Genomic DNA, 25695 nt, shown 5'->3' with positions numbered 1-25695 from the left:
TTCCTTTCCGTGAACGCTCTCGACACCATGCGTGCCCTCGCCGCCAAAGGCGAGTCCTGCACTTTCAACGCCGGTGATGTGATCTTCTCCGCCGGTGATGGCGGCACGTCGATGTTCGGGGTGCTGGAGGGCTCGGTGCGTCTGAACTGGCTCACCGAGGAAGGGGTTGAGGGGTATGAGGTGATCGAGGCTGGTCACGTGTTCGGTGCTGGCGCCCTGGTCACGCCGGATCACCGCCGACTCGGCACCGCCGTGGCGGAGACCTCCTGTCGCCTGATCGAAATGAACCGGGAGAAGTTCCTGTTTGCCGTGCAGGAAGCACCGATGTTCGCGATCGAACTGCTGGCGTCGGTGGATGAGCGCCTGCGTGATCTCAAGCTCAAGGCTCACACCTGAGTGATGCTGACTCTGCCTAGGGTCGGCGTTCTGTCTGGCAGGTGATGGCGGTGGCCGATCAGCCCCTGCAGCTGGTCTGGTTCAAGCGGGATCTGCGTAGCGTTGATCACCGGCCGCTGGCCCTGGCTCTCGAGCGCGGTCCAGTGCTGCCCCTCTACATCGTTGAGCCGCAGTTCTGGTTGCAGCCTGATGCGTCTGCACGCCAGTGGGCGTTCTGTCGTGAGGCTCTGGAGGCCCTGCAGGAGCGTCTGTCTGCGCTGGGTCAGCCCCTCGTGGTGCGTGTGGGCGACGCGGTGGAGGTGCTGGAACGGGCTCGCCTGCGGCTCGGTGTGGCGGCGCTCTGGAGTCATGAAGAAACTGGCAATGCCTTCACCTATGCCCGGGATCGCCGGGTGAAGGCCTGGGCGCGCAGTCACGGCATCCCCTGGCGCGAGTGTCCCCAGTTCGGCGTGATTCGTGGGCTGCGCCGTCGCGAGGGCTGGGCGACCCGCTGGCAGGAGCGGATGGCGACGCCGCTCACGCCGGAGCCGCTTGCACTGCCGCCGCTGCCTGCGATTCAGCCCGGTGGTCTGCCCTCGGCTTCAGACCTGGGTCTGACGGCAGACCCCTGTCCCTGCCGTCAGCGCGGTGGTCGCCCCCAGGCTGAGACGGTGTTGCAGGATTTTCTTCAGCGTCGCGTTCAGCGCTACTGCGGCAGCATCTCCAGTCCGCTCACCGCCTTCGACGGCTGTTCCCGCCTGTCGCCCTATCTCACCTGGGGCTGCCTGTCGCTGCGGGAAGTGGTGCAGGCCAGTGCTTCCCTCACCTGCCGGGGGGTGCGCAACTTTCGCTCCCGCCTCCACTGGCACTGTCACTTCATCCAGAAGCTGGAGAGTGAGCCGGCGATCGAGCATCGCGATTTCCATCCCTTCATGCGCGACATCCGTGTCTGGGATGCGGAGCGTTATCAGGCCTGGGCCGAGGGGCGCACGGGCTTGCCGTTTGTGGATGCCTGCATGCGCGCCCTGATCGCCCATGGCTGGATCAATTTCCGCATGCGGGCGATGCTCATGTCAGTGGCCACCTATCACCTCTGGCTCCCCTGGAGGGACACCGGCCTCCATCTGGCCCGGTTGTTCGTGGATTACGAGCCCGGAATCCACTGGAGTCAGTGTCAGATGCAGTCCGGCAGCACATCGATCAACACGATCCGCATCTACAACCCGATCAAGCAGGGCCTCGATCACGATCCCAAGGGGGTATTCATCCGACGCTGGTGTCCGGAACTCGCCCATCGGCCCGATGTGTGGCTGCATGAGCCCTGGCGGGGCGGCGGCGATCACCCCGCCCCGATCGTGGATCCTGATCAGGCGGCCCGGGAGGCTCGGGACAGGATCTGGGCGATCCGCCGCGCCGCCGGTTTTGATCGCATCGCCGATGCGATCCAGGAACGCCATGGCTCCCGCCGGGCTGGGCTCACGCCGACGGGAGGCCGGGGCAGCCGCCGTCGGCGCCGGACTGACATCGCTGACGCGTCGATGCGTCAGCTCAGCCTCCAGGTCGAGATCGACCCGGCTTAACGCCGTTGCAACAACAGGCGCCGGATCACCCGCTGGGCGATGTCTCCATAGCCCATCTCACCCGAGAGGATCTGGGCGATCCGTTGGGGTGCTGTGGGTCGTTTGACCCCGAGCTGATACCCCACCTTCGGAAAGCGATAGAACACCTGGGCGATGCGTCGTCCCCAGGCCATCGAGTCGCCCCAGCGTTGCCGCATGCCGTTGCTGTAGCCGCGCAGATCGCTGCACTCTCCCCGCAACCAGCGGTTCAGGTGGGTGGCGGCTTCGCAGCCGCTCATCAGCGCTGGCCGCAGCCCTTCAGCGAGAAAGGGATCGCAGAGGGAGGCGGCATCCCCCACGGCCAGGATTCCATCGCCATCGAGGCGCTCATGGCCGTTCCAGACCCGCAGGGAAGCGGTCTGACGCAGGCCTGCGTCGGCGGCGAATCCCAGGTCGGGCAGGAGCTGCTGCAGGATCGTGTCGCTGCTGTCTGCCTGGCGCCCGATGAAGGTTCCCACCCCTAAATTGACGCCATCGGCGATGGGAAAGGCCCAGGCGAAGCCGTGATGCACCAGGCCGAATTCAAATCGGGCCGCTCCGGGTTGTAGGGATCCCCGCCCCTGGAGGCGCACCGAGGTGGTGCTGGCCATGTGCAGGCTTGAGGGTCCGAGCCCGAACCGAGCTGGCCAGGGGGAGCTGGAGCCATCGGCGATCACCACCGCACGGCCGCGCACGGTGCGTCCGTCCGTGGAGCGCACCGACCACTGCTCACCGTCCCGCTGGACGTCATCGACGCCAAAGCCGCGCTCGATCCGGCATCCCTTGGCCATGGCCTCCTCTAGCAGCAGCTGATCCAGCCGTTCCCGGCGCACAATCCAGAACGGTGCGCTGCCGGGTAGCTCGGCCACCACCGGATCCGTGAGGCACCAACTGAAGTCGACGCGTCGGATCACCTCTTCCACCGCCGGGGCGAGGGGAAAAGGAAACCACTGCTGCACGGAGGCCGCCATGCCGCCGCCACAGGGTTTGATGCGGTCGTTCCCGTCCCGCTCCAGCAGCAGCACCCGATGGCCGGCAGCGGCGAGGTGAAAAGCCGCCGCTCCTCCGGCGGCGCCGGCGCCGAGGATCAGAACATCGGCATCAAGACCGGCCACCGACAGGCTCATGCGAGGGATCTCAGACCTTGAGGATGTCCGCTTCTTTGTCGGCGAGATGGGTTTCGATGGCAGCGATGAAGCGATCCGTCAGCTTCTGAACCTTGTCTTGTTCATCGCGGCTCTGGTCTTCAGAGATCTCACCCTCTTTCTCCTGCTTCTTCACTTTGTCGATGGCATCGCGGCGGATGTTGCGCAAAGCCACTTTGCCCTCTTCGGCATATTTTGAGGCCAATTTGCAGAATTCCTTGCGTCGCTCCTCGGTGAGAGGAGGCACATTGATGCGGATCACCTTGCCGTCGTTGTTGGGGGTGAATCCCAGTTCACTCATGGCGATGGCTTTTTCAATCGCTGCCAGGGCGCTGAGATCGAACGGCTGAATCTGAATCGTCTGTGAATCGGGCGTCGACAGGGTGGCGAGCGACTTCAGAGGGGTGTCGGCGCCGTAGTACTCGACACTGATGCGGTCGAGAAGCGAAGAATTGGCACGACCGGTGCGGATCGTGTTGAACATGCGTTGGGTGGATTCCACCGACTTCTGCATGCTGGTTTCGAGATCGTTCTGCGACATGACGACGGTGCTGGAGTGTTGAGGTTTCAGTTGCTGATGCGGGAACCAACGGATTCGCCGGCCACGGCTCTGCCGATATTGCCGGGCTCGAACAGATTGAAAACCACAATCGGAATGTTGTTGTCTTTGCACAGGGCGATGGCGGTGCTGTCCATCACCGCCAGCTCCCCGCTCAGCACCTGCTGGAAGGTGAGGTGGTCGTACCTCACGGCGTTGGCATGCACGTTGGGGTCCCGGTCGTAGACCCCATCCACCTTGGTGGCTTTGAACACCACATCGGCGCTGATTTCGGCTGCACGCAGAGCGGCGGTGGTGTCGGTGGTGAAGAAGGGGTTGCCGCAACCCGCTCCGAACACCACCACCCGGCCCTTCTCGAGATGGCGGATCGCTTTGCGGCGGATGTAAGGCTCAGCCATTTCCTGCATGGCGATAGCGGTCTGCACCCTTGTTTCCACCCCCGCCCGCTCCAGGCCGTCCTGGAGGGTGATCGCATTCATCACTGTGGCCAGCATGCCCACATAGTCGGCGGTGGCTCGATCCATTCCCGCCGCCGATCCCTTGAGACCGCGAAAAATATTGCCGCCACCCACAACAATCGCGAGCTGGGTGCCTCCGGCAACCACGCGGGCCACGTCTTCAGCGATGGATTGAACGATGGCGGGGTCGATTCCATACCCCTGATCTCCCATCAGCGCTTCGCCGCTGAGTTTGAGAAGGGCACGTGCGTAAGCCATGCAGCATCCAGATCCTGATGACAGTAGCAACAGGCTTCAAGCACAACAGCCTTCAGCAACCCCTGCGGGAGACGGGCTGGTGCGGCGTGCCATTCCTCGCTTGGATGGGGCAGTGCCAGAGCCTTCATGCCGGAGTCGCAGGAGCCACGGAGCGGGGTGATGGCCCGCCTCACGCTCTCCGCGCTGGATCGCGCCAGCCGGGATCCCTCCTGTTGGCGTGATCCGATCGTGCATCGGGCGCTTCTGGTCAGTGGTCTGTCGGTGTTGACCACCGCCTCCACCCTGCTCTTGGCTGATCTCGAGCAGACGTAACTCAGTACTCAACCCCGGCCTGGGCTTTCACCCCCTGTTCCCGGAAGGGGTGGCGAACCAGGGTCATCTCCGTGACCAGGTCGGCGCGGTCGATCAACCCTGCGGGAGCGCCGCGACCGGTGAGGGCCACATGGCTGAGCTCCGGTCGGGTGTCGAGACCGGCGATCACCTGCTCCAGCGTCAGGTAGCCGAGTTTGAGAGCCACGTTGATCTCATCGAGGATCACCAGTTGATGCTCGCTGCTGCGCAGGTAGTGAAGCGACTGCTGCCAGGCCCCCTGCACCAGCTCCCTGTCCCGTTCCCGATCTTGTGTCACCCAGGTGAAGCCCTCGCCGAGGGCATGCCACTGGAGAGCATCGCCGAAGGCCTGCAGTGCGCGTGCTTCTCCCGGTTCCCAACCACCTTTGATGAACTGCACCACCGCCACCCGTTCGCCGTGCCCGAGGGTGCGCAGGGCGAGGCCGAGGGCTGCGGTGGTCTTGCCTTTGCCATGCCCGGTGAACACCATCACCAGCCCCTTCTCCAGCGACCGTTCCTGGACGCGCTGCTGCTGCACCTCCTGCCGGCGCCGCATCCGGGCCCGGTAGGCCTCCGCATCCCGCTCCGGCGCCAGATCCCCTCCCATGCCGAGGGCATCGGCGGACTGGTCGAGGTTGTGGGCGGATCCGGTCTCTCCCGAGGTCATGGCGTTGGCGTGGGGTCCGGGGGCAGCATGGCCGCTGGCGGTCGCTGCGCCACGATCCGTTGCAGGGCCTCCCCCGCCAGACGCTCCTGCTCCACCGCCGCAAAGCCAAGCCGTTGCAGCTCGGCAGGCAGGTTGTCCTGCAGCAGGTCGAGGGCGGTGTCGGTTTCAAACAGGGCGCAGAACAGCTGTTGCGGGAGATGCAGCCAGGCTCCGGCGGGATGGAGGTCCACGATCACCAGCCAGCCGCCGGGGCGCAGCAACCGATAGGCGCTCTGCAGCACCCTCTGCCGTTCCGATCGGGTGAACTCATGCAGCGCCAGGCTGATCTGAATCGCCTGGAACTGCTCGCTCTCCAGGGGCGGCTCCTCCGCCAGGCCTTCCACCCGTCCCAGCTCCGGATGCCGTTGTGCCGCAAGGCCCAGCGCCCTTGGCGATACATCGAGGCCGGTGACCGAAAACCCGCAGGCCAACCAGGGAGCGGCTGCCTCGCCACTGCCGCAGCAGAGATCGAGCACGGGAGCTCCGGCGGGCAATCGGGAGGCCAGGCCCTCCAACCCCAGGCGGCGCAACCGGCCCACGCCCCCCACCGCAACAGCCGACAGCGCTGTGACCGTGTCGTAAAGCCAGCGATGGCGATAGGCGAGCTGGCGCAGGGGAGTGCTCATGGTCGCGGATGGAATCGGGACGGGCCGGCTCAGGCCTTGAGGCGAGCGAGGGCAGCATCCACCGCCTGCTGCTGATCTCGGCGGGTGATCCAGTGGTGGTACGTGCGGGTGTGAATGGCCACGGAGTGCCCCATCATCCTGGCCGCCACCGTGTCGGGTAGGCCGATGTGGATGGTGCGCACGGCCCAGGCGTGGCGCAGGTCGTAGGGCGTCAACGGCAGCCCGTAGCGACGGAACTGCTCCGCGACCCGACGGCCCACCTGCTGCAGGGTGGTGCGGCGCAGATCGGTGCAGACCGGCGGCAGTGCTTCGTGGCCATCACCCAGGTGGTGCAGATCGAAGCGATCCACCCAGTCTGGATGGAAGGGCCAGACCTGGTGTTCGCCTGTTTTGGTGGTGGGCAACACCCGGATCACCCGATCCCCGCCCGCGCGCAGGCTCGACAGGTCGCTGAAGAACACCTCATGGTTGCGCAGTCCGAAGGTCGCCATCAGGCCGAAGGCCAGGCGCCAGCTTCGGTTGGGGATCAACAGGAAGGCTTCGAGGATGTCGGCGTCGCTGGGAAGCTGGCGGAAGCGGGCGCGATGCAGGCCATAGCCCCCCGCCTGGGCCCGCCAGTCCTCCGGTAAAACGAGGTCGGCGTGGACGGCCAGGGCCTGGAGGGCCGTGGCGCACTGCTGCCGGCTGCGGCTGCCCTCGACGTAACTCTCTAGTGTGATGCGCAGGAGCTCCGTGTCCAGGGGAAGGTTGTGCTCGCTGGCCAGGCTTCTGAGGCGCCGCAGGTAGGGCCGGTATGCCGCGGTCCAGGTGCTGCGGCTGCCCGCTGCTGAGCGCCGCCGTCGCGGGTCCTGAAAGAAGGCTTGTTCAAATTGTTCGAGCTGGTGCTCGAGCCCGGGGGTGGCCGCGGCGTTGCTGGAGGCGATTCCGTTGGCGTCTGCGGCCCACTGGTCCCAGCGGAACTGCTGGCGGCGCAGCTGCAGATCGACCAGCTGCAGGGTGCGCTCCGCTTCTCGGAGCCCTTGGGCATCCGCTGGTAGCCCGAGGCTGAGGCGCTGGGTGCGGGTGGTGTGTGGCGTCTGCCGGCAGGGCAGCGGACCGCGCAGGTTGAGTTTCCGGCCGCGCTGCTCGAGGCGCAGCCGGATGCCCTCCGCCGCCAGGGAGGCATTGATTCGTGCCAGGTCAACGCTCAGATCCATGCCCCGGGTCTGCCGCCGCCACCATCGCGTTGATGGGGGTTACGCTCAAGCCCCTCATGTCCCGCACATCCCCCATGGCCCGGGTCGGCGTCCTTCTTCTCAACCTCGGGGGACCCGAACGGATTCAGGATGTGGGTCCGTTTCTCTACAACCTCTTCGCGGATCCGGAGATCATCCGGTTGCCGATTCCGGCCCTGCAAAAGCCCCTGGCCTGGTTGATCAGCACCCTGCGCAGCAGCAAGTCGCAGGAGGCCTATCGCTCCATCGGCGGCGGTTCACCGCTGCGCCGGATCACGGAGCAGCAGGCGCGGGAGCTGCAGAGTGTGTTGCGTCAGCGGGGAATCGAGGCCACTACCTACGTGGCCATGCGCTATTGGCACCCATTCACGGAATCGGCCGTGGCCGATATCAAGGCTGATGCCATGGATGAGGTGGTGGTTCTGCCCCTGTATCCCCACTTCTCGATCAGCACCAGCGGTTCCAGTTTCCGCGAGCTCCAGCGTCTGCGTCAGCTCGATCCTGCGTTTCAACAGCTGCCGATCCGCTGCATCCGCAGCTGGTTTGACCACCCCGGCTATGTGCGGGCGATGGCGGAGCTGATCGCTGAGCAGGTGCGTGCGTCGGAGCGGCCCGAGGAGGCCCACGTGTTCTTCAGTGCCCACGGGGTGCCGAAGAGCTACGTGGAGGAGGCCGGCGACCCCTACCAACGGGAGATCGAGGCCTGCACCGCCCTGATCATGGCGGAACTTGAGCGCCTTCTCGCTTGTCCCAATCCCCACACCCTTGCCTATCAAAGCCGGGTCGGCCCCGTGGAATGGCTGAAGCCCTACACCGAGGAAGCACTGGAGGCCCTCGGTGCCGCCGGCACCCGCGACCTGGTGGTGGTGCCCATCAGTTTCGTCAGTGAGCACATCGAGACGCTCGAGGAGATCGACATCGAATACCGCGAACTGGCCACCGAGGCCGGCGTGGTGCATTTCCGGCGCGTTCCCGCCCTCGATACCTACCCCCCGTTCATCGAAGGCCTGGCCGATCTCGTCAGTGCCAGCCTCGAGGGTCCGGAGATCAATCTGGATCAGGCGGCGGAACTGCCCACCAAAGTGAAGCTCTACCCCCAGGAGAAGTGGGAGTGGGGGTGGAACAACAGCTCCGAAGTGTGGAATGGGCGCCTCGCCATGGTTGGTTTCTCGGCATTCCTGCTCGAGCTGATCACCGGTCAGGGTCCACTGCATGCCCTCGGCCTGCTTTGAGCAACGGATCGGCTGGGCCCTTAATCTTGAGGGTCAGACCCGTCTGATGCCGCAGTGACCCTGACTTCCGCCCCCTCGGTCTCCCGAGCATCCGATCAGGGCGGTCACCGCCGAATCACCGGCGCTGAGGCGCTGATGGATGCCCTGCGTCGCCACGGGGTCGACACGATTTTCGGGTATCCCGGCGGCGCCATCCTGCCCATCTACGACGCCCTCCATGTGGCCGAACGGGAGGGTTGGGTTCAGCACATTCTGGTGCGACATGAGCAGGCTGGCACCCACGCCGCCGATGCCTACGCCCGCGCCACCGGCAAGGTCGGTGTGTGCTTCGGCACGTCGGGGCCTGGGGCGACCAATCTGGTCACCGGGATTGCAACGGCCCAGATGGACTCGGTGCCGATGGTGGTGATCACCGGTCAGGTGCCCCGGGCGGCGATTGGCACCGATGCGTTCCAGGAAACCGACATCTTCGGGATCACGCTGCCGATCGTGAAGCACTCCTGGGTGGTGCGTGATCCCGCGGATCTCGGTGCGATCGTCGCCCAGGCTTTCCTGATTGCCGCCAGCGGCCGCCCCGGTCCGGTCCTGATCGACATTCCCAAGGATGTGGGCCAGGAGGAATTCGATTACGTGCCCGTGGAACCCGGCTCGGTGATCCCGGCCGGGTTCCGTCAGCCTGCAGCCCCGGAGGATGGCGCGATTGCTGCCGCTCTGGATCTGATCGAACAGGCCAACCGCCCACTGCTCTACGTGGGGGGTGGAGCGATTTCCGCCTGCGCCCACGACAGCCTGCGCGTGCTCGCGGATCGGTTCCAGATTCCGGTCACCACCACCCTGATGGGAAAGGGGGCCTTCGATGAGAACGATCCATTGTCGGTGGGCATGCTGGGCATGCATGGCACCGCCTACGCCAATTTCGCTGTCACCGAATGTGATCTGCTGATTGCGGTGGGAGCCCGTTTTGATGATCGTGTCACCGGCAAGCTCGACACCTTTGCGCCCCGGGCGCGGGTGATCCACTTCGAAATCGACCCGGCGGAAATCGGCAAGAACCGGCAGGCGGATGTGGCCGTGCTGGGTGATCTCGGCCTCAGCCTCGCCCGGATGGTGGAGATGAGCCTGCAGCGTCACGAGGAGCCCAGAACGGCCGCCTGGTTGCAGCGCATCGAGGCCTGGAAGCAGCGCTATCCCCTGGTGGTGCCCTCGCCGGAAGGGGCGATCTATCCCCAGGAGGTGCTGATGGCGGTGCGTGCATGTTCCGACGACGCCATCGTCACCACCGATGTGGGCCAGCATCAGATGTGGGCGGCGCAATACCTGCGCAACGGACCCCGCGGCTGGATCAGCAGCTCAGGTCTCGGCACGATGGGCTTCGGCATGCCGGCAGCGATCGGTGCCCAGATGGCCTGCCCGGAGCGTCAGGTGATCTGTATTGCCGGTGACGCCAGCATCCTGATGAACATTCAGGAGCTGGGAACTCTGGCGGCCTATGGCCTGCCGGTGAAGGTGGTGATTGTGAACAACCACTGGCAGGGCATGGTGCGCCAGTGGCAGGAAAGTTTCTACGACGAGCGTTATTCCGCTTCCGACATGCTCAATGGCATGCCGGATTTCATTGCTCTGGCCCGATCCTTCGGTGTCGACGGGGTGAAGATCAGTGATCGGGAGTCCCTCCGGAGCGATCTGAGCGCTGCACTCCAGGCACCGGGTCCGATGCTGATTGATGTGCACGTCCGCCGGGGCGAGAACTGCTATCCGATGGTGCCGCCGGGCAAGAGCAATGCCCAGATGGTGGGGCTGCCCGCCCACCCCGAACTGGCGATGGACACGACCCGCTCCTGCGCCGCCTGTGGGGCGACCACGGCCCACGAGCACCGTTTCTGCCCCTCCTGCGGGGCCTCGCTCTGATGGGTCGCTGGTTCGGGGCCGCTGTGCTGGTTTTGATGCTGCTGTGCCTTCCCTTCAAGGCCGCAGCGGCCGAGGTGCTGCAGGTGCGCACGCCATCCCTGCTGCAGGTGGGCGATCACAACCGCATCTACACGGTGCGCCTGGCCTGCGTCGCCGTGGATCCTGGCTCCGAGGCTGAAGCCCTGGCCTGGTTGAAGCAGGAACTGCCCCGCCGGCGTCGGGTCAACCTCCGCCCTGAAGGCAGCGACGATGGCGTCCTTCTCGCCAGGGTGACGCCACTCGGTCAGGGGAGGGATCTGTCGCAGGGACTGGTTGCCGCCGGATTCGGGCGTGACACCTGCGCCTCTGCCCAGCTCTGAATGGGTCGCAATCGCGTCGCTGCCGGTGTGGTGATGGTGCCCTGTGTGCTCCTGGGTGCTGCTTTTCTGAGCACGGCGGTCTGGACCGATGCTGCGGGTGAGAATCGCTCCCTGGCGCTGGGTCTGGGCGTGATGTTGCTGCTCGCTGGCCTGGCGGCGTTGTGGCTCCCGGCAGCAGCCGAGGCCGAGCCTGAATCCGAACGCGACTCCGATGCCGGGGATTCCAGCACAATCCCGGACGAATCGGATTCCGCTCCCTAAGTTGCAGTGTCATTGCCCTATGCATCGCCATGGCTGCCTCATCGGAGGCTCCAACCCACTCCGGTGTTGAACACGCTTCCGCGGGGGCTGAGCGATCCAAGGCTGTGCCATTCCTGCGGGCGATGTCATGGCGACGCTGGCCCTTCGCCCGGCTGCTTCTGATCACGGCCAGTCTGCTGGGCTGTCAGGCGATTGCGGCCAGTCAGCGGCCCCTGTCTGCAGCGGCGATCCTGCTGGTGGATGGGCCGGCTCGAGCCAGGGGCTCCTTCCTCCAGGGTCTTCAGCTCGGTGATGCGGCCGTGCGGGCCTGTGGCCTGCAGCCCGTCAGGGTCGACTGGCGCACGCTGTCCTGGGACAGCGATCCCGGTTCAGCGTTCCCCTCCGGCATGGCACCCCCGTTGCTGGTGGCTCCTTTCGCTGCCGATCTGCGTGCCTTCGCTCAGCTGGCGGAGTCCACCGACAGCCGGGTGCTGCTGCCCTTCCAGAGGGGAACCTCACTGCAGGGCCTCAAAGCGCTGGAATCCGGCACCAGATTGTCGCCCCTGCTGCCGTCACGCGACACCGATCTGCAGGCTCTCGCTCAGGACGCCATCCGTCGCGGTTGGACCCGGATGGTGGTGGTGAGCGATCCGGGCACCATCGAAGCGGATGCTGCCACCCCCTTCATCAGCCTGGTGCAAGGTGACGGGGGGCAGGTGCTCTCTTACACCAATGCGTTGGTTCAGGAGGTGGACCCGGCTGATCCCGATCGCCTGCGCCTGCTGGCGCAGGATCTGGCCTGGTTGGCGCCCGATGCCCTGGTGATGGCAGCGCCTCCCCAGGGGCGCTTGGCCGAGGCGCTCCGCCGTGCCCAGCGCGATGGCGCCTTCGCTCCGGCCGATCCCGCCTGGATCTGGCCGCTCTCTGCCGATCAGGTCACGGAGCTGAAGGAGCAGCCCTGGCCCCAGCTGGCCCTGCGCCGGCCCGCCGTCGGTCCTGGCTGGGAGAGCTTTGCCCGGCGCTTTCAGGAGCGTTACGGACAGGAACCCTCTCAGCTGGCCGGAGCCGGTTACGACACCGCCCGTCTGCTGGCGCTGGCCTCGGTGGCCCCCGCCCCAGTGTCCTCGGAAGGCAGCCGCGATCCCCTTGGCTGGATGGATCCTGAGGCTTCCCCCCTGCCGCTCTGCGAGGCGATTGCACGCCGACGTGCTGGCCAGGCCGTGCGCCTGGAGGGGGTGAGCAGCGGCCTCGATCTTCGGCCTGCCCAGGCGCCTTCAGGGGAGGCTCTCACTCGCCTCATCGCCGCTCAGTAAGGTTTTCTGGAGGTCTGGCGGGCAACGGCCGTGCTGCGGTTGAGCGAAGTTCGGCTCCCCCTCGATCACGGGCCCGAAGATCTGGAGGCGGCGATTCTGCGCCGGTTGCGGGTGTCTGCGGAGCAATTGATTGGCCACCGCCTCGTGAAACGCAGCATCGATGCGCGTCGTCGCGACCGCATCCAGCTGATCTACAGCGTGGATGTGGAGGTGCGTGGGGAGAGTGCTCTGCGACGCCGGCATCGCGGTGATCAGCGCATCCGGTTGGCGCCAGAAACCACTTACCGCCCGGTGGCACAGGCGCCAGCTGGATTCCCGCATCGGATCGAGCAGCGCCCTGTGGTGGTGGGGGCTGGACCCTGCGGCTACTTCGCTGCCCTGGTGCTGGCCCAGATGGGGTTCAGGCCTCTCCTGCTGGAGCGCGGCCAGCCGGTGCGCCAACGCACCGCCGACACATTTGCGTTCTGGAGGGGAACGGCGCCTCTCAATCCGGAATCGAACGTGCAGTTCGGTGAGGGCGGGGCCGGCACCTTCTCCGATGGCAAGCTCTACAGCCAGGTGAGTGATCCGGAGCATTACGGACGCAAGGTGCTGGAGGAGCTGGTGGCGTGTGGGGCCAATCCCGAGATCCTCACGGTGCATCGGCCCCATATCGGCACCTTCAAGCTCGCCACCGTCGTGCGGGGGCTGCGAGCCAGGGTGGAAGCGCTCGGGGGTGAGGTGCGCTTCGGGGCCAAGGTGGAGGAGCTTCAGCTTGAGCCCCTGCCGGAGCCTCGGGCCGATGGCAGGGTTCAGCACCTGGTGGGCCTGAGCCTGGCCGATGGCACGACCGTTCCCTGCCGCCAGCTGCTGCTCGCCCCTGGTCACTCGGCGCGCGACACCTTCGACATGCTGGATCGGATCGGCGTGGCCATGGACGCCAAGCCGTTCGCCGTCGGCCTGCGGATCGAACACCCCCAGCCCCTGATCGATCAGGCCCGCTGGGGCACGCAGGCGGGCCATCCCCGGCTGGGGGCGGCGGAATACAAGCTGGTGCACCACGCCAGCAATGGACGTTGCGTCTACAGCTTCTGCATGTGCCCCGGGGGCCTGGTGGTCGGAGCCACCAGCGAGGCCGGTCGGGTGGTGACCAATGGCATGAGTCAGCACACCCGTAATGAGCGCAATGCCAACAGTGGTCTGGTGGTGCCGGTGGATGCGGAGGACCTGACCGCTTTCGCCCGCTATGCCGGCGATCCGCTCGCCGGTGTGGCGTTTCAGCGCGCGCTCGAGGAGCGGGCTTTTCACCTCGGCGGCGGCGATCACAGCGCTCCTGTGCAACGCCTGGACGACTTCCTCGCTGATCGCCCCTCCACCAGTCTGGGCACGATTGAATCGTCGTATCAACCGGGAACCAGGCCCGCTGATCTGCGCAGCGCCCTGCCGGCGCCGATGATCGAGGCTCTGCAGGAGGCCATCCCTCGGTTCGCCGCGCGCCTGGAGGGGTATGACCATCCGGATGCCGTGCTCACCGGCGTGGAGACCCGCACCTCCTCTCCCGTGCGGCTGCCTCGCGATGCAAGTTTCGAATCGATCAATACCCTGGGGCTCACACCCGCGGGGGAGGGGGCTGGTTACGCCGGCGGCATCCTGTCGGCAGCCATTGATGGCATCCGGGCTGCGGAAGCGGTGGCGCTGCGGATTCTTGCGGCTGAGTCGGGTTGAGCGGTCAGCTGGCGGCCTGGGAGACGATGCCACTCCATTGGACCGCCTTCACCTGATCCCGGCGCCAGGAGTGGAACAAGTCCGGTTCGCAGACGGTGCAGAGCGGGCAGCGACTGATGTGTTGCGCGTTCAGCCCCTCGCCGATCAACTGGGCCGTGGCGGCTTGGCGGATGTCGAGTCGACAGCGCCCGGGTTCCGGGTCGTCCGACACGATGCCGGCCTGGTGATCCGCAGGCACGCTGGCCAGCACCTGCTGGGCGACATCGAGGGCCACCTGGTAGCGGGGACCGCTCACGGCCGGGCCCAGGGCCACCACCAGCTGCTCCCGCCGGGCGCCCCGTTGCTCCAGTCGACTGATGGCCTCGGGCAGGATGCCGGCGGCCACCCCACGCCAGCCGGCATGGCAGGCGGCCACATGGCCATGGCCTGGATCGGCGATCAGCACAGGGGTGCAGTCGGCGCCACAGACCCAGAGGCTCTGGCTTCCCCGATCACTCACCAGACCGTCGGCAGCAGGCCAGGGTGGTCCCTTGGCGTCGGAGGCTTCCAACACCAGGGCGCCATGCACCTGCTGCGGACGATGCACGCTGACGCCGGCCGAAACATAGGCCGCCAGGGCATCGGGGTCCCGTCCCTGCCAGCGGCGCGTGAAGAAGCCATGCTCAAATCCCTGCTCCTGCAACAGGTCGGCGCTGAGGTAGTAGCCGCCATAGCAGCCGATCCAGGTCCATCCCTGGAGCAGGTTGAAGCGGCTGTCGGGCTGGGCCAGCGGATCGCTGCACACCTCGCTCATGGTTCTGCGGTCATGGTTCAGGTTGATCCCGCAGCATCCAGAACCCCTCAAACCGAGGGGTTTCCGGCGTGGTCTGCACAGCGATGAATTGCAGACCGCCGATCTGCTCCCTTGCCGCGTCCAGCTCACGCTGTGTGATGTTGGCGGCCTCTGGCTCGAGGTCCGTCACCAGCCAGGCGTCGTCCTGCCCGGCATCGAGCACCAGTTGGCAGCCCTCCACCCGAAGGCGAACGGGTTCCAGGCCACCGAGCCAACCCGCCAGGGCGAGGGCGCGGCTGCGGCTGAACAAGCGAAGCCCGGGCACGGGCTGATCCGCTGCCAGAGCGTTGGGGATCGGCAGCAGGTCGTGGAAGCCCAGGGGCCAGTCTTCGGCATCCCGAAGGCTGCCGAGAGGCAGGGAGGCCCAGCTCCAGGCATCGCCGCGCACCGCTTCCGGCAGGGGGAGTGCGGGGGTGGGGGTCGGCGCTGGCGAGGGTGCCAGAGGCCCGGCCATGAAGCCCTCCTCAGTCGGGTAGACCTCCCGTTCCCGCTGGGCCAGCCAGTCGATCAGGGCATAGGTGCGCCGACTGGGGCGGACTTCCAGGCCGAGCTCCGTTCCGGCCCGCTGCACCATGGTGCGCATGGCACTGCGCCAGCAACGCAACCGTTGCGGTGGTGACCATCCTTCACTCTGGGCAAGATCTAGCGCGTCCCGGAGGGCTGAGGCCAGCCAGGTGGAATTCACCTCTCCCGCTGGACAGCGACGCTCATAGCGGAAGGGGGGGCGGCCGGAACGATCGGGACTGCCCGTGATCAGCAGCTCCCAGCGTTTTTTGCCATCGGCCTCCAGGATCGGACGGGAATAGAAGTCGAGCTCCCAATCGGCCTGGCGGCTGATTCGGGAATCGGCGCTGCCATCGCTGGAGGCGGGTTCGGCCGTGATCATCCGGCAGATTGTTCTTGCTGCCTGAGGACGTTACGAGCCCTGTTGGCCCGATCGGCGGCTTCCGCCATCACGGTGTCCTTCTCGATCAACAGCTCTCCGGGTTGACCTTCCAGCAGGGCGGTGTTCAGGGCGATCCGACCGCGGCCGGGATCGAGCTCGGTGATCAAGGCCTTGACGGCATCACCCTGATCAAACACTTCGCGAAGTGAGCGCATGCTGCCGCCGGTGATCATCGACTGGTGCAACAGGCCACTGATGCCGCCGAGATCGACGAAGAAGCCGTAGGGCTTCACAGCCACCACCGTGCCCTCCACCAACTGGCCCACTTCCAGTTCGGCGAAGCGGGCCGCCGTGGCCGCCCGCTTTTCTGACAGCACAAGCTTCCGGGTCTCCGCATTCACCTCGAGGAAGGCCACACCCAGGGTCTTGCCCACCAGGGCTTCATGGTTCTCCCCGTCCTGCAGATGGGACCGGGGAATGAAACCGCGCAGGCCTTCCAGGTCACAGGTGACGCCGCCGCGGTTGAAGCCGCTGATCGTCACCTGAACCACCTTGCCCTGTTTCTCCAGCTCCTTCACCTTGTCCCAGCTCTTGCGCAGGGCGAGGGCGCGGCAGCTGATCGTGACCATGCCATCGGCGTTCTGCTCGCGTGTTACGAGCACTTCCACCTCCAGGCCCTTGGGGAACCGCTCCTTGAGATTGGTGATCACCCCCAGACCGCACTCGCTCTTCGGCATGAACCCCGGCGCTTTACCGCCGATATCCACATACACTCCGTCGCTCTCGAGGCCGATCACCGTTCCGGTGACCACTTCACCGGTGGTTCCCACCGGTTCGTTGGCATCGAGTGCCGCGAGGAAGGCATCTTCATCGAAGTCGAAATCGTCGACGCTGCGGCTGATTGATTCGTCCCGTGGTGACTCCTGCCGGGACGCGCCTGCTGCACGTCTCTGCTGGTCTGCAGGGCCGAGCAGATCCGCCATCGACAGGCCCTCGAGCTCCGAGGTGTCGAAACGGCTCTCGTCCGTGTTGACAGGGGTGCCCGGCCGGCTCGGTGCCACGGGCCGGCTCGGCCCGCTTGCCGGCACCACACCGGCCGCCTGGGCCGCCTGCTCGAGCTCCAGGGCTCGCTGTTCGGCTGCGACGGCTGCAGCCCTGGCCTCCTCCGCCTCGCGGCGTAGGCGATCCTGCTCCTCCTTCTTGCTGATGTGCATCACCAGCTGGGGCTTGCGCGGCGCAGCCGCTGCAGCGGCTGGCTTCGGCTGCTTGGGCTGCGGACTGCCGGATCCGGCCATGGGCCCTGGGGGGTCGTCGATTGGTCAGTCTGACAGGCAGGGTGGGGTGTCCTGCGCCCCTTCTGTCCGATGCCTAAGCCGCAACGGCGCCTGGACCGTCTCGCCTGGCCGGAGGTGCGCACCGGCTTGCTTCGGGAGGGGGCCACGCTGGTCTGGCCCTTCGGTGCCTGTGAACAGCATGGCCCCCAATTGCCGCTGGCCACCGATGCCCTGTTCGCGGAGCGGATCCTCGCGGCGGTGCTGGAACGCCTGCCGGATGCGCTTCCGGTCTGGTCGTTGCCGGTGCAGCCGATCGGTTTCTCCCCGGAGCACCTCGGCTTCGCCGGTACCCTCTCCCTGTCGGCAGAGCTGTTGATGCGTCTCGTTGAAGAGGTGGGCTGCCAGCTGGCCGATGCCGGTGTGCAACGCCTGGTGCTGCTGAATGCCCATGGTGGGCAGATCGCCCTGCTGCAGACGGCGGCCCGCAGCCTGCGGGCCAGCCGGCCGGCCCTGGCTGTGCTGCCTTGCTTCCTCTGGGCTGGTGTCGACGGCATCGGGGATCTGATCCCCGCTCCGGAATTGCAGACCGGTCTCCATGCCGGCCTGGCAGAAACCAGTCTGATGCTGCAGTTGGCTCCGGATCTGGTCGGTTCGGAGCGCCCCGTGGATGGGGAGCATCAGCGCGTCGACGCTGCTGTGACGCCACCGGCTGGCTGGAGCCTGGAGGGCGATGCTCCCTGGGCCTGGATGAGCCGCGATCTCAGTGACAGCGGGGTGATCGGTGACAGCCGAGGCGCGTCCAGGTTGCTGGGGGCAGCTCTGGAAACTGCCCTGGTGAACCATTGGTGCGACCGCCTCGAACGGCTGCTGGCGAGTGACTGGCCACCCCGCCCTGAGGCCTCGGACTCCGTCCCGAGGTGGTGATCTCACCACGCTTCAGCAGTCCAACCGCGGATGTGCTGGTTACAGTCGGATCCATTGCTAGTTCTGTGAGACCCATGCCGACCCTTGAGACGTCTGAGGTCGCCGTTCTTGAAGACTCGATGGCTTCAGGCTCCCGGCTGCCTGATTTCACCAGCGAGGCTTACAAGGACGCCTACAGCCGCATCAATGCGATCGTGATCGAGGGTGAGCAGGAAGCGCACGACAACTACATCGCCCTCGGCACGCTGATCCCCGAGCAGAAGGATGAGCTGGCCCGTCTCGCCCGCATGGAGATGAAGCACATGAAGGGGTTCACCTCCTGTGGCCGCAATCTCGGCGTGGAGGCAGACCTTCCCTTTGCTAAGGAATTCTTCGCCCCCCTGCACGGGAACTTCCAGGCAGCTCTCCAGGAGGGCAAGGTGGTGACCTGCCTGTTGATTCAGGCGCTGCTGATTGAAGCGTTCGCCATTTCCGCCTATCACATCTACATCCCGGTGGCGGATCCCTTCGCTCGCAAGATCACTGAAGGTGTGGTGAAGGATGAGTACACCCACCTCAATTACGGCCAGGAATGGCTGAAGGCCAATTTTGAGGCCAGCAAGGATGAGCTGATGGAGGCCAACAAGGCCAATCTGCCTCTGATCCGCTCGATGCTGGAGCAGGTGGCAGCCGACGCCGCCGTGCTGCAGATGGAAAAGGAAGATCTGATCGAAGATTTCCTGATCGCTTACCAGGAGGCCCTCTGCGAGATCGGTTTCAGCTCCCGTGACATTGCTCGCATGGCCGCCGCTGCCCTCGCGGTCTGATCCATTTCACCAGCTCCCACGTTGCCGGAACCGCTGCGTGCACTGTCACGTAGTTTCGGATACATGCTTTCGTGGGAGCATGGCCAACCGGTCCGCCGCTCGGTGGGGCCCTGGTTCCTTTCTCTTTTGACCGTCGGCGGGACATGTTTGGTCTGATCGGACACTCCACCAGCTTTGAAGCCGCCAGGCAGAAGGCTTTCGAGCTCGGGTTCGATCACATCGCTGATGGCGATCTGGATGTGTGGTGCAGTGCCCCGCCCCAGTTGGTGGAAACCTTTGATGTGACCAGCCCCACCGGCCGAACCATCACGGGGGCCTACATCGACTCCTGTTTCGTGCCTGAGATGCTCAGCCGCTTCAAGACGGCACGGCGCAAGGTGTTGAACGCCATGGAACTGGCTCAGAAAAAGGGCATCAACATCACGGCTCTCGGTGGCTTCACCTCGATCATTTTTGAGAACTTCAACTTGCTGCAGCATCAACATGTGCGCAGCACCACCCTGGAGTGGGAGCGTTTCACCACCGGCAACACCCACACGGCCTGGGTGATCAGCCGTCAAGTTGAGATTAATGCTCCCCGCCTGGGCATCGATCTCTCCAAGGCTCGCGTTGCTGTGGTGGGTGCCACCGGCGACATCGGCAGCGCCGTCTGCCGGTGGCTGTCTCAACGCACGGGCGTGGCAGAGCTGTTGCTCGTGGCGCGTCAGCAGCAGCCCCTGCTCGACCTGCAGAAGGAGTTGGGTGGCGGTCGCATCCTGTCCCTCGACGAAGCGGTCCCCGAAGCGGATGTGGTCGTCTGGGTGGCCAGCATGCCCAGGACGCTGGAAATCGATGCCGCCAGCCTGCGGCAACCCTGCCTGATGATCGACGGCGGTTATCCCAAGAACCTGAATGCCCGGATCGCCGGATCCGGCGTGCATGTGCTCAAGGGCGGCATCGTTGAATTCGGTAGTGATATCGGTTGGAACATGATGGAGCTGGCGGAAATGGAGAAACCGCAGCGTCAGATGTTTGCTTGCTTTGCGGAGGCGATGTTGCTCGAATTTGAATCGTGCCACACCAATTTCAGTTGGGGAAGAAACAACATCACCCTCGAGAAAATGGATTTCATTGGTGAGGCTTCGCGTCGGCATGGCTTCTCCACCCTCAACCTCAGCGCTCCTGTTCAGGTCGCCGCCGCCTGAAGTCCTTTCCCCCACCTGCCATGGCCCGTCGTCCCCTGCTCGAATTCGAGAAGCCCCTGGTGGAACTGGAGCAACAGATCGAGCAGATCCGTCAGCTTGCAAGGGATTCTGAGGTGGATGTGAGCCAGCAGCTGCTCCAGCTCGAAACCTTGGCGGCGCGACGCCGTGAGGAGATCTTCTCCAATCTCACCCCTGCACAGAAAATCCAGGTGGCCCGCCACCCCCACCGGCCAAGCACTCTGGATTTCATCCAGATGTTCTGCGATGACTGGGTTGAGCTCCATGGCGACCGTCGCGGCAGCGATGACCAGGCCCTGATTGGCGGCCTGGGTCGGATCGGAGACCGTGCGGTGCTTCTGCTCGGCCATCAGAAAGGACGCGACACCAAAGAAAATGTGGCCCGTAATTTCGGCATGGCCACGCCGGGCGGTTACCGCAAGGCCTTGCGCCTGATGGATCACGCCGATCGGTTCGGATTGCCGATCCTCAGCTTCATCGATACCCCCGGTGCCTACGCCGGACTGTTGGCCGAAGAACAGGGGCAGGGAGAGGCGATTGCGGTGAATCTGCGGGAGATGTTCCGCTTGCGGGTGCCGATCATCGCCACGGTGATCGGGGAGGGGGGATCCGGCGGTGCGCTCGGCATCGGAGTCGCCGATCGCTTGCTGATGTTTGAACACAGCGTCTACACGGTGGCCAGCCCCGAGGCCTGTGCCTCCATCCTCTGGCGCGATGCCGGCAAGGCGCCAGAGGCAGCAGCGGCCCTGCGCATCACCGGCCCCGATCTCTGCACGCTGGGGGTGGTGGATGAGGTGCTTCCGGAACCGGCTGGTGGGAACAATTGGGCCCCGCTTCAGGCCGGTGAGGTGCTGAAGGAGGCGATCGAGCGCCATCTGGGCGAACTCGATGGGCTCTCAGTCGACGCGTTGCGCGAGCAGCGCTACCGCAAGTTCAGAGCGATGGGGCGGGTTCTCTCCACAGGGGCCGCGTCGGAGAACGATCACGCTGCCTAGGGTATCGAGGCTTGCAACGGCATCTTGCCCTCTGTTCTGATCACCGGAGCGTCTCGAGGCATCGGTCACGCCGCCGCCAGACAGTTCGCCCAGGCGGGTTGGGATCTGCTTCTTGTCTCCCGCAGTGAAGCGGCACTCCAATCCCTCGCCAGCGAGTTGTCTGCATCCGGGCGAAAGGTTCGCTATCGGGCGATTGATCTGGCCGATCCCGAGGCCATTGCCGAGGGTGTTGCCGCCCTGTTGAGTGAGGGTTTGCGCCCCTCCGTGCTGATCAACAATGCCGGTGCCGCCTGGACCGGTGATCTGCTCGCGATGCCTCTCGAACGCTGGCAATGGTTGTTCCAGCTCAACCTCACCAGCGTCTTCCAGATGTGCGCCGCGGTGGTTCCCGTGATGCGCCCCTCCGGAGGTTTGGTGATCAATGTGAGCAGCCATGCCGCCCGCCATGCCTTTCCCGGCTGGGGTGCGTACTGCACCACCAAGGCTGCACTGGCTAGCTTCACCCGATGTTTGGCGGAGGAGGAGCGCCCGCATGGAATTCGGGCCTGCACGCTCACACTCGGTGCTGTCGATTCCCCCCTCTGGGACTCGTCCACGGTGCAGAGCGATTTCGACCGCCGTGCCATGCTTCCTCTCGAGCAGGCGGCGGCAGCCCTTCTTCACCTCGCCCAGCAACCCGCCACGCAGGTGATCGAGGACCTCACACTGATGCCAGCGACTGGCGCTTTCTGATAACCGGCTTTCATGACTTCCACGCTTCCTGCTTCAGCCAACGGCCTCAGCCGTGAGACAGCTCCCTTGCTGTCGCAGTCGATGTCTGAGCGCATTCGTGCCCGACTCAGATCTGCCGGCGTCACGTTTCTGGCCAATGACAACATTGCTGATCACATTCTCGACGGGGAACTGGAAGGGCTCGAGCGGGAAGTGGCGGACCGCGTGCGCGACCTGCTGCATGCTCTGGTGATTGATATCGAGAATGATCACAACACCGAGGAAACCGCTGAGCGCGTCGCTCGCATGTATCTGCACGAGGTGTTCAAGGGTCGCTATCACAAGCAGCCGAAGATTGCCAGTTTTCCGAATGTGAAACAGCTGGATGAGATTTATACGGTCGGACCGATTACGGTGCGCTCCGCCTGCTCTCACCATCTGGTGCCGATCATGGGCAACTGTTGGATTGGGATCAAGCCAGGCAGTCGGGTGATCGGACTCTCCAAGTTCACGCGTGTGGCCGATTGGGTGTTCTCACGCCCGCACATTCAGGAGGAAGCGGTGATGATCCTTGCTGATGAAATCGAGCGACTTTGCGAACCCCAGGGGCTCGGAATCATTGTGAAAGCTCAGCACTACTGCATGAAGTGGCGGGGTGTGCGTGAACCGCAAACCAGCATGGTCAACTCGGTGGTGCGGGGTGATTTCCGCCACGATCCAAGTCTGAAGCAGGAATTCTTTGAACTCGTTCGCCAGCAGGAAGCTCTTCTGAGCACCTGAGTTCTTCAGATCGCCGGCACCGGTCCGATGGCGTTGCTCTGCAGGCGTCGGACCGTTCCGTTGTCGGCTTGGACGGTGAGGACCGCCATCACTGAAGCGCCTGCATCATCAGGACCGATGCGGTAAGTGCTCTCACTGATGTCATCCACCAGGATCCAGGAGCCATCGCCCTGGCGCCGGTACCAGTGAATGTGCACTTCCTGCACGTTGTCTCCCTGAAGCATCAGCTGGGCGCGGATCAACGCTCCTTGCCTGGCCTCCCCCACCAGTTCGAAACGCTTCAGGTTTTGGATCGTTTGCTCGATCGCTCCTTCCTCCTGTTGATCCTGGCTGATCTCCCCGTCCAGGATCTGAATCTGCTGCTGCGGGCTCGTTGTGAGGCCCGGGACGCATTGGAGACTGCCGTTCACCAGGCGGCATCCGGCCAACATGCCCTGGCTGCGGCCCGCAATCGCCTGGGTCACCAGCAGCAGGGAAGCCACACCGAGGGGGGCGAGGCGAAGCGGGGCAGAACCCATCCGAATGCTGAATCGAAGCGCTCAACCTATCCCGCTCCAGGGCGGATGGCATCGATCAGGTGCTTGACCCGTTGCAGGTCTTTCACCCCGGGCGCCGTTTCCAGGCGACTGGAGGCATCGAGGCCATGGGGCTGCACCCGCTGGCGCAGTTCCGGAACCCATTCGGCGCTGATGCCGCCGGCCAGCCACCACGGCATGCCAGCTGGCAGGCGGTCCTGAAGGGTGTCGAGCCAGTGGAGATCGAGGCGATGGCCGGTGCCTCCCAATTGGTCCGGGCTCCAGGCATCCAGCAGCAAGCCATCGACGGCATCGGCATAGAGGATCAGCCGATCCAGGTCGGCGGGTTGCCGGATGCGCAGCGCTTTCCACCACTGCAGCGTCGGGTGGTGTCGCCTCAGCCAGAGGCACCGCTCCGGGGTCTCCGATCCATGCAGCTGCACCACCGTCGGGCGGCCTGGGCCGCTCAGCCCGGCCGCGATGGCCCGATCCTCGAGATCCGCCACCACCCACACCCGCAGCACGGCGGGATGGTGCCGCTGCAGAGCCGAAAACAGCTCGCGACGTTCCCTCTCGGGCAGATAGCGGGGGGAGCCAGGAACGCCGATCACACCGATGGCATCAACGCCGAGGGCGGCGATCGCCAGGGCCTGAGCCGGATCCGTCAGTCCGCAGATCTTGAGGGCGAGGGGCGATCGGGACATCGAAGGAACTGTTTCTAGGATGAAGTCATTCCGGGATACTGCACAGCCCGGTGGAGGTTGACGCGTGGGTCAGGGCTGGGAGCTGATGCGGATCAGGGGCATTCCCCTGCGGGTGCATCCCAGTTGGTTCGTGATTCTGATGCTGGCCACGCTCGCGTTCCAGAATCAGGTCGCCTCGCTGCCCGCCGCTCAGGCAAGTGGTCCCTGGCTCAGCTGGGTGCTGGGGTTGTTCACGGCCCTGCTCCTGTTCGCGTCCGTGTTGCTGCACGAACTGGGCCATTCCCTTGTGGCGCTGCAGGAAGGGGTGAAGGTGCGCAGCATCACCCTGTTTCTGCTGGGCGGTGTCGCCAGCGTGGAACGGGAGTGTCCCACGCCGATGGGGGCCCTGCGGGTGGCTGCCGCTGGTCCGTTGGTCAGCCTTGTGCTGGCTGGGCTGTTCCTGTCGTCCATGCATCAGGCCAGTCACTTCAGCCCCCTGCTCGGCAACCTGGTGGGCCAGTTGGGAGCGCTCAACCTGGTGCTCGCCCTGTTCAATCTTCTGCCCGGACTCCCCCTGGATGGGGGATTGATCCTCAAGGCTCTGGTGTGGCAATGGACAGGGAGCCAGCGCAAGGGGATCCAGGTGGCCTCCGCCACGGGCCGTTTTCTGTCTCTGTTCGCGATCGTGCTCGGAGCCTGGCTGTTTCTGCGTGGTGGTGGCATCGGTGCCCTCTGGCTCGTGATGCTGGGCTGGTTCGGTCTCGGTGCCTCCCGTAGCCAGAGCCAGATCCTGGCGCTGCAGCAGGTGCTGCGCCGCGTCAGCGTGGCCGAGGCGGCCAGCCGTCGGTTTCGGGTGCTCGAAGCCGATCAGCCCCTGCGCCGCCTGTCCCAGCTACGACTGGCTGGCGCGGATGACAGCGACGGAGCCGATCCACTCGGCGACTGGGTGCTGGTGACGCGTGATGGTCGATGGGTGGGGTATGTCACCGATGCGCCCCTCAGGGATCTCCCTGTGCAGCAATGGGACCGCCAGCGCCTGGCGGATCACCTCCAGCCCTTGACCGAGCTTCCTTCCATTGCCGAGACGGCACCGCTCTGGCAGGCGGTTCCGGCGCTGGAATCCAGCCCGCAGGGCCGTCTCTTGGTGATCAATCGGGCCGGGCTACCCAGTGGCACCCTCGACCGCAGTGATCTGGGAGAGGCCGTGCTCAAGGCCATGGCCTTGCGATTGCCACCGCCGCTGCTGCAGGCGGCCCGGCGGCAGAATACCTACCCCTTCGGCCTTCCCCTTGTTCAGGCGGTGGAGGCGATGCGTGCTTCGGGGCTGCTCGATGACGATGGCACCGTTCAGGTGGGCCGCGCCTCCAATCGGTAAGGGGTCAGCTCCCCCTCGTCCAGGGTCAGGGTCTTGTCGATCCAGCGCAGAGGAGCCCAGCGTTCTTCCAGGCTCGTTTGCAGGGCCTGGATCAGTTGCTTGCGGCTCAGCCCTGGCAGCGGGGCCGGTGCTGGACCGCCGAACAGTTCCGTCCAGAGTTGCGGCGGTGGTTCAATCAGGATTTCACCGTGCTGGAGCAGATGGCCGTGGCGCCAGTACTGGGCGCTGCCGATGCGCTTCTGCCCCAGCGTGTCCACCAGATCCGCCGGGCTGGCCGTGGCGAAACAATCGCTGGCTCCGGCCTCAGCCGCTTGCTTGCCGCACCGGAGCTGGTACCCGAGTCGGCGGAAACCGTCCATCAGCCAGGCTGCAGTCTGGCCGTAGGCCTGGCGTCGGCGACGAGGCGCCTGGGGCCAGATCAGGGCGTAGGTGAGCCCGCCGGCATGGAGCACCGCGCCACCGCCACTCGGGCGTCGCACCAGGGACACGGAGCCGGCGGCGGCCATCGCTTGCCAGTGCTCCGGCAGGCGGCCCTGGTGACGTCCCACCGACAGCCAGGGGCCGCGCCAGCCGTAGAAGCGCAGCACGGGGCCGCTGTCGGGTCGCTGCAGGCTGCGCTCCAGCAACCACCGATCCAGGGCCATCTGCTCGGGCCCTTCCAACTCCAGGAATGGCAGTCGCCAGCCT

General features: G+C 65.4%; 28 protein-coding genes. 16 read left to right on the top strand and 12 right to left on the bottom strand.

What is annotated here, in order from left to right; translation table 11 throughout:
- The first annotated feature begins 9 nt into the window (after positions 1-9).
- A complete protein-coding gene (locus tag SynRS9909_RS09685; protein ID WP_007101929.1) occupies positions 10-396 on the top strand; it encodes a Crp/Fnr family transcriptional regulator in 387 nt (128 codons plus the stop codon).
- A 44-nt stretch (positions 397-440) separates the two neighbouring features.
- Positions 441-1955 carry a cryptochrome/deoxyribodipyrimidine photo-lyase family protein gene (locus tag SynRS9909_RS09680; protein WP_007101930.1) on the top strand — a complete coding sequence of 505 codons (1515 nt, stop codon included), beginning with the start codon at positions 441-443 and terminating at the stop codon, positions 1953-1955.
- Here SynRS9909_RS09680 and SynRS9909_RS09675 read toward each other — a convergent pair.
- From SynRS9909_RS09675 to pyrH, 3 genes are read right to left on the bottom strand one after another with little or no spacing between them, the layout of a single operon-like run.
- Positions 1952-3100: an NAD(P)/FAD-dependent oxidoreductase gene (locus tag SynRS9909_RS09675; RefSeq protein WP_007101931.1), complete on the bottom strand. Its 1149-nt coding sequence runs from the start codon at positions 3098-3100 to the stop codon at positions 1952-1954. The genes SynRS9909_RS09680 and SynRS9909_RS09675 overlap by 4 nt on opposite strands.
- A gap of 10 nt (positions 3101-3110) precedes the next feature.
- Positions 3111-3659: a ribosome recycling factor gene (frr, locus tag SynRS9909_RS09670; RefSeq protein WP_007101932.1), complete on the bottom strand. Its 549-nt coding sequence runs from the start codon at positions 3657-3659 to the stop codon at positions 3111-3113.
- A gap of 26 nt (positions 3660-3685) precedes the next feature.
- Complete coding sequence (pyrH, locus tag SynRS9909_RS09665) at positions 3686-4393, bottom strand: UMP kinase (protein ID WP_007101933.1); 708 nt, start codon at positions 4391-4393, stop codon at positions 3686-3688.
- Between the two features lie 126 nt (positions 4394-4519).
- Here pyrH and SynRS9909_RS09660 point away from each other — a divergent pair, with 126 nt between their 5' ends.
- Positions 4520-4705, top strand: a complete 186-nt coding sequence (locus SynRS9909_RS09660) for a hypothetical protein (RefSeq protein ID WP_007101934.1) — start codon at positions 4520-4522, stop codon at positions 4703-4705.
- Between the two features lies 1 nt (position 4706).
- Here SynRS9909_RS09660 and cobO read toward each other — a convergent pair whose 3' ends face one another.
- From cobO to SynRS9909_RS09645, 3 genes are read right to left on the bottom strand one after another with little or no spacing between them, the layout of a single operon-like run.
- On the bottom strand, positions 4707-5390 hold the full coding sequence (gene cobO / locus SynRS9909_RS09655) for a cob(I)yrinic acid a,c-diamide adenosyltransferase (RefSeq protein ID WP_007101935.1): 684 nt from the start codon (positions 5388-5390) through the stop codon (positions 4707-4709).
- Positions 5387-6055 (bottom strand): class I SAM-dependent methyltransferase, encoded by a 669-nt coding sequence (locus SynRS9909_RS09650; RefSeq protein WP_007101936.1) that lies wholly within the window; start codon positions 6053-6055, stop codon positions 5387-5389. Before SynRS9909_RS09650 ends, cobO begins: the two co-directional genes overlap by 4 nt.
- Before the next feature lie 29 nt (positions 6056-6084).
- Positions 6085-7251 carry a site-specific integrase gene (locus SynRS9909_RS09645; protein WP_007101937.1) on the bottom strand — a complete coding sequence of 389 codons (1167 nt, stop codon included), beginning with the start codon at positions 7249-7251 and terminating at the stop codon, positions 6085-6087.
- A 74-nt stretch (positions 7252-7325) separates the two neighbouring features.
- Between SynRS9909_RS09645 and hemH the strand changes: the two genes are divergently transcribed.
- The 6 genes from hemH to SynRS9909_RS09615 are packed head-to-tail and all read left to right on the top strand — an operon-like array spanning position 7326 to position 14025.
- Positions 7326-8501 carry a ferrochelatase gene (gene hemH / locus SynRS9909_RS09640; RefSeq protein WP_007101938.1) on the top strand — a complete coding sequence of 392 codons (1176 nt, stop codon included), beginning with the start codon at positions 7326-7328 and terminating at the stop codon, positions 8499-8501.
- 54 nt (positions 8502-8555) lie between these two features.
- The gene (ilvB, locus tag SynRS9909_RS09635) at positions 8556-10409 is read left to right on the top strand and encodes a biosynthetic-type acetolactate synthase large subunit (RefSeq protein WP_038001199.1); all 1854 of its coding nucleotides are present in this window, start codon (positions 8556-8558) and stop codon (positions 10407-10409) included.
- A complete protein-coding gene (locus tag SynRS9909_RS09630) occupies positions 10409-10768 on the top strand; it encodes a hypothetical protein (protein ID WP_007101940.1) in 360 nt (119 codons plus the stop codon). Before ilvB ends, SynRS9909_RS09630 begins: the two co-directional genes overlap by 1 nt.
- Entirely contained in the window at positions 10769-11029 is a 261-nt protein-coding gene (locus tag SynRS9909_RS09625) for a GIVxVP protein (protein WP_007101941.1), read from the top strand.
- A gap of 29 nt (positions 11030-11058) precedes the next feature.
- Positions 11059-12321, top strand: coding sequence for a histidine kinase (locus tag SynRS9909_RS09620; RefSeq protein WP_038001200.1), 1263 nt, complete (start codon positions 11059-11061; stop codon positions 12319-12321).
- Positions 12322-12351: 30 nt separating this feature from the next.
- Positions 12352-14025 (top strand): NAD(P)/FAD-dependent oxidoreductase, encoded by a 1674-nt coding sequence (locus SynRS9909_RS09615; protein ID WP_007101943.1) that lies wholly within the window; start codon positions 12352-12354, stop codon positions 14023-14025.
- Between the two features lie 4 nt (positions 14026-14029).
- Here the strand turns inward: SynRS9909_RS09615 and pgeF are convergent, their stop codons facing one another.
- The 3 genes from pgeF to SynRS9909_RS09600 are packed head-to-tail and all read right to left on the bottom strand — an operon-like array spanning position 14030 to position 17038.
- On the bottom strand, positions 14030-14818 hold the full coding sequence (gene pgeF / locus SynRS9909_RS09610) for a peptidoglycan editing factor PgeF (RefSeq protein ID WP_007101944.1): 789 nt from the start codon (positions 14816-14818) through the stop codon (positions 14030-14032).
- Between the two features lie 10 nt (positions 14819-14828).
- Positions 14829-15743, bottom strand: a complete 915-nt coding sequence (locus SynRS9909_RS09605) for a Tab2/Atab2 family RNA-binding protein (protein ID WP_007101945.1) — start codon at positions 15741-15743, stop codon at positions 14829-14831.
- A complete protein-coding gene (locus SynRS9909_RS09600; protein WP_007101946.1) occupies positions 15740-17038 on the bottom strand; it encodes a S1 RNA-binding domain-containing protein in 1299 nt (432 codons plus the stop codon). Before SynRS9909_RS09600 ends, SynRS9909_RS09605 begins: the two co-directional genes overlap by 4 nt.
- 69 nt (positions 17039-17107) lie before the next feature.
- Between SynRS9909_RS09600 and SynRS9909_RS09595 the strand changes: the two genes are divergently transcribed.
- The 6 genes from SynRS9909_RS09595 to folE all read left to right on the top strand — a co-directional run bounded on the left by SynRS9909_RS09595 (position 17108) and on the right by folE (position 22435).
- Entirely contained in the window at positions 17108-17941 is an 834-nt protein-coding gene (locus SynRS9909_RS09595; RefSeq protein ID WP_007101947.1) for a creatininase family protein, read from the top strand.
- Between the two features lie 74 nt (positions 17942-18015).
- Complete coding sequence (locus SynRS9909_RS09590) at positions 18016-18747, top strand: aldehyde oxygenase (deformylating) (protein ID WP_007101948.1); 732 nt, start codon at positions 18016-18018, stop codon at positions 18745-18747.
- A gap of 143 nt (positions 18748-18890) precedes the next feature.
- Positions 18891-19931, top strand: a complete 1041-nt coding sequence (locus SynRS9909_RS09585; RefSeq protein ID WP_007101949.1) for a long-chain acyl-[acyl-carrier-protein] reductase — start codon at positions 18891-18893, stop codon at positions 19929-19931.
- Between the two features lie 20 nt (positions 19932-19951).
- Positions 19952-20944: an acetyl-CoA carboxylase carboxyltransferase subunit alpha gene (locus tag SynRS9909_RS09580; RefSeq protein ID WP_007101950.1), complete on the top strand. Its 993-nt coding sequence runs from the start codon at positions 19952-19954 to the stop codon at positions 20942-20944.
- A 24-nt stretch (positions 20945-20968) separates the two neighbouring features.
- Complete coding sequence (locus SynRS9909_RS09575) at positions 20969-21676, top strand: SDR family oxidoreductase (RefSeq protein ID WP_007101951.1); 708 nt, start codon at positions 20969-20971, stop codon at positions 21674-21676.
- 12 nt (positions 21677-21688) lie between these two features.
- The gene (gene folE / locus SynRS9909_RS09570; protein WP_007101952.1) at positions 21689-22435 is read left to right on the top strand and encodes a GTP cyclohydrolase I; all 747 of its coding nucleotides are present in this window, start codon (positions 21689-21691) and stop codon (positions 22433-22435) included.
- Positions 22436-22440: 5 nt separating this feature from the next.
- Here the strand turns inward: folE and SynRS9909_RS09565 are convergent, their stop codons facing one another.
- Together SynRS9909_RS09565 and SynRS9909_RS09560 are read right to left on the bottom strand one after the other, a co-directional pair.
- Positions 22441-22953, bottom strand: a complete 513-nt coding sequence (locus tag SynRS9909_RS09565) for a hypothetical protein (protein WP_007101953.1) — start codon at positions 22951-22953, stop codon at positions 22441-22443.
- 26 nt (positions 22954-22979) lie between these two features.
- The gene (locus SynRS9909_RS09560; protein ID WP_007101954.1) at positions 22980-23654 is read right to left on the bottom strand and encodes a phosphoribosylanthranilate isomerase; all 675 of its coding nucleotides are present in this window, start codon (positions 23652-23654) and stop codon (positions 22980-22982) included.
- Between the two features lie 64 nt (positions 23655-23718).
- On the opposite strand from SynRS9909_RS09560, the gene SynRS9909_RS09555 reads away from it, so the two are divergent.
- Positions 23719-25008 (top strand): site-2 protease family protein, encoded by a 1290-nt coding sequence (locus tag SynRS9909_RS09555; protein WP_007101955.1) that lies wholly within the window; start codon positions 23719-23721, stop codon positions 25006-25008.
- On the opposite strand, the gene SynRS9909_RS09550 is transcribed toward SynRS9909_RS09555, so the two are convergent.
- Positions 24981-25652, bottom strand: a complete 672-nt coding sequence (locus SynRS9909_RS09550) for a lipoate--protein ligase family protein (protein WP_240307761.1) — start codon at positions 25650-25652, stop codon at positions 24981-24983. The genes SynRS9909_RS09555 and SynRS9909_RS09550 overlap by 28 nt on opposite strands.
- Between the last annotated feature and the right edge of the window lie 43 nt (positions 25653-25695).

The sequence above is a fragment of the Synechococcus sp. RS9909 genome (assembly GCF_014279595.1).
Classification (GTDB): Bacteria; Cyanobacteriota; Cyanobacteriia; order PCC-6307; family Cyanobiaceae; genus Synechococcus_C.
This window is presented reverse-complemented; position numbering and strand designations above follow the sequence as displayed.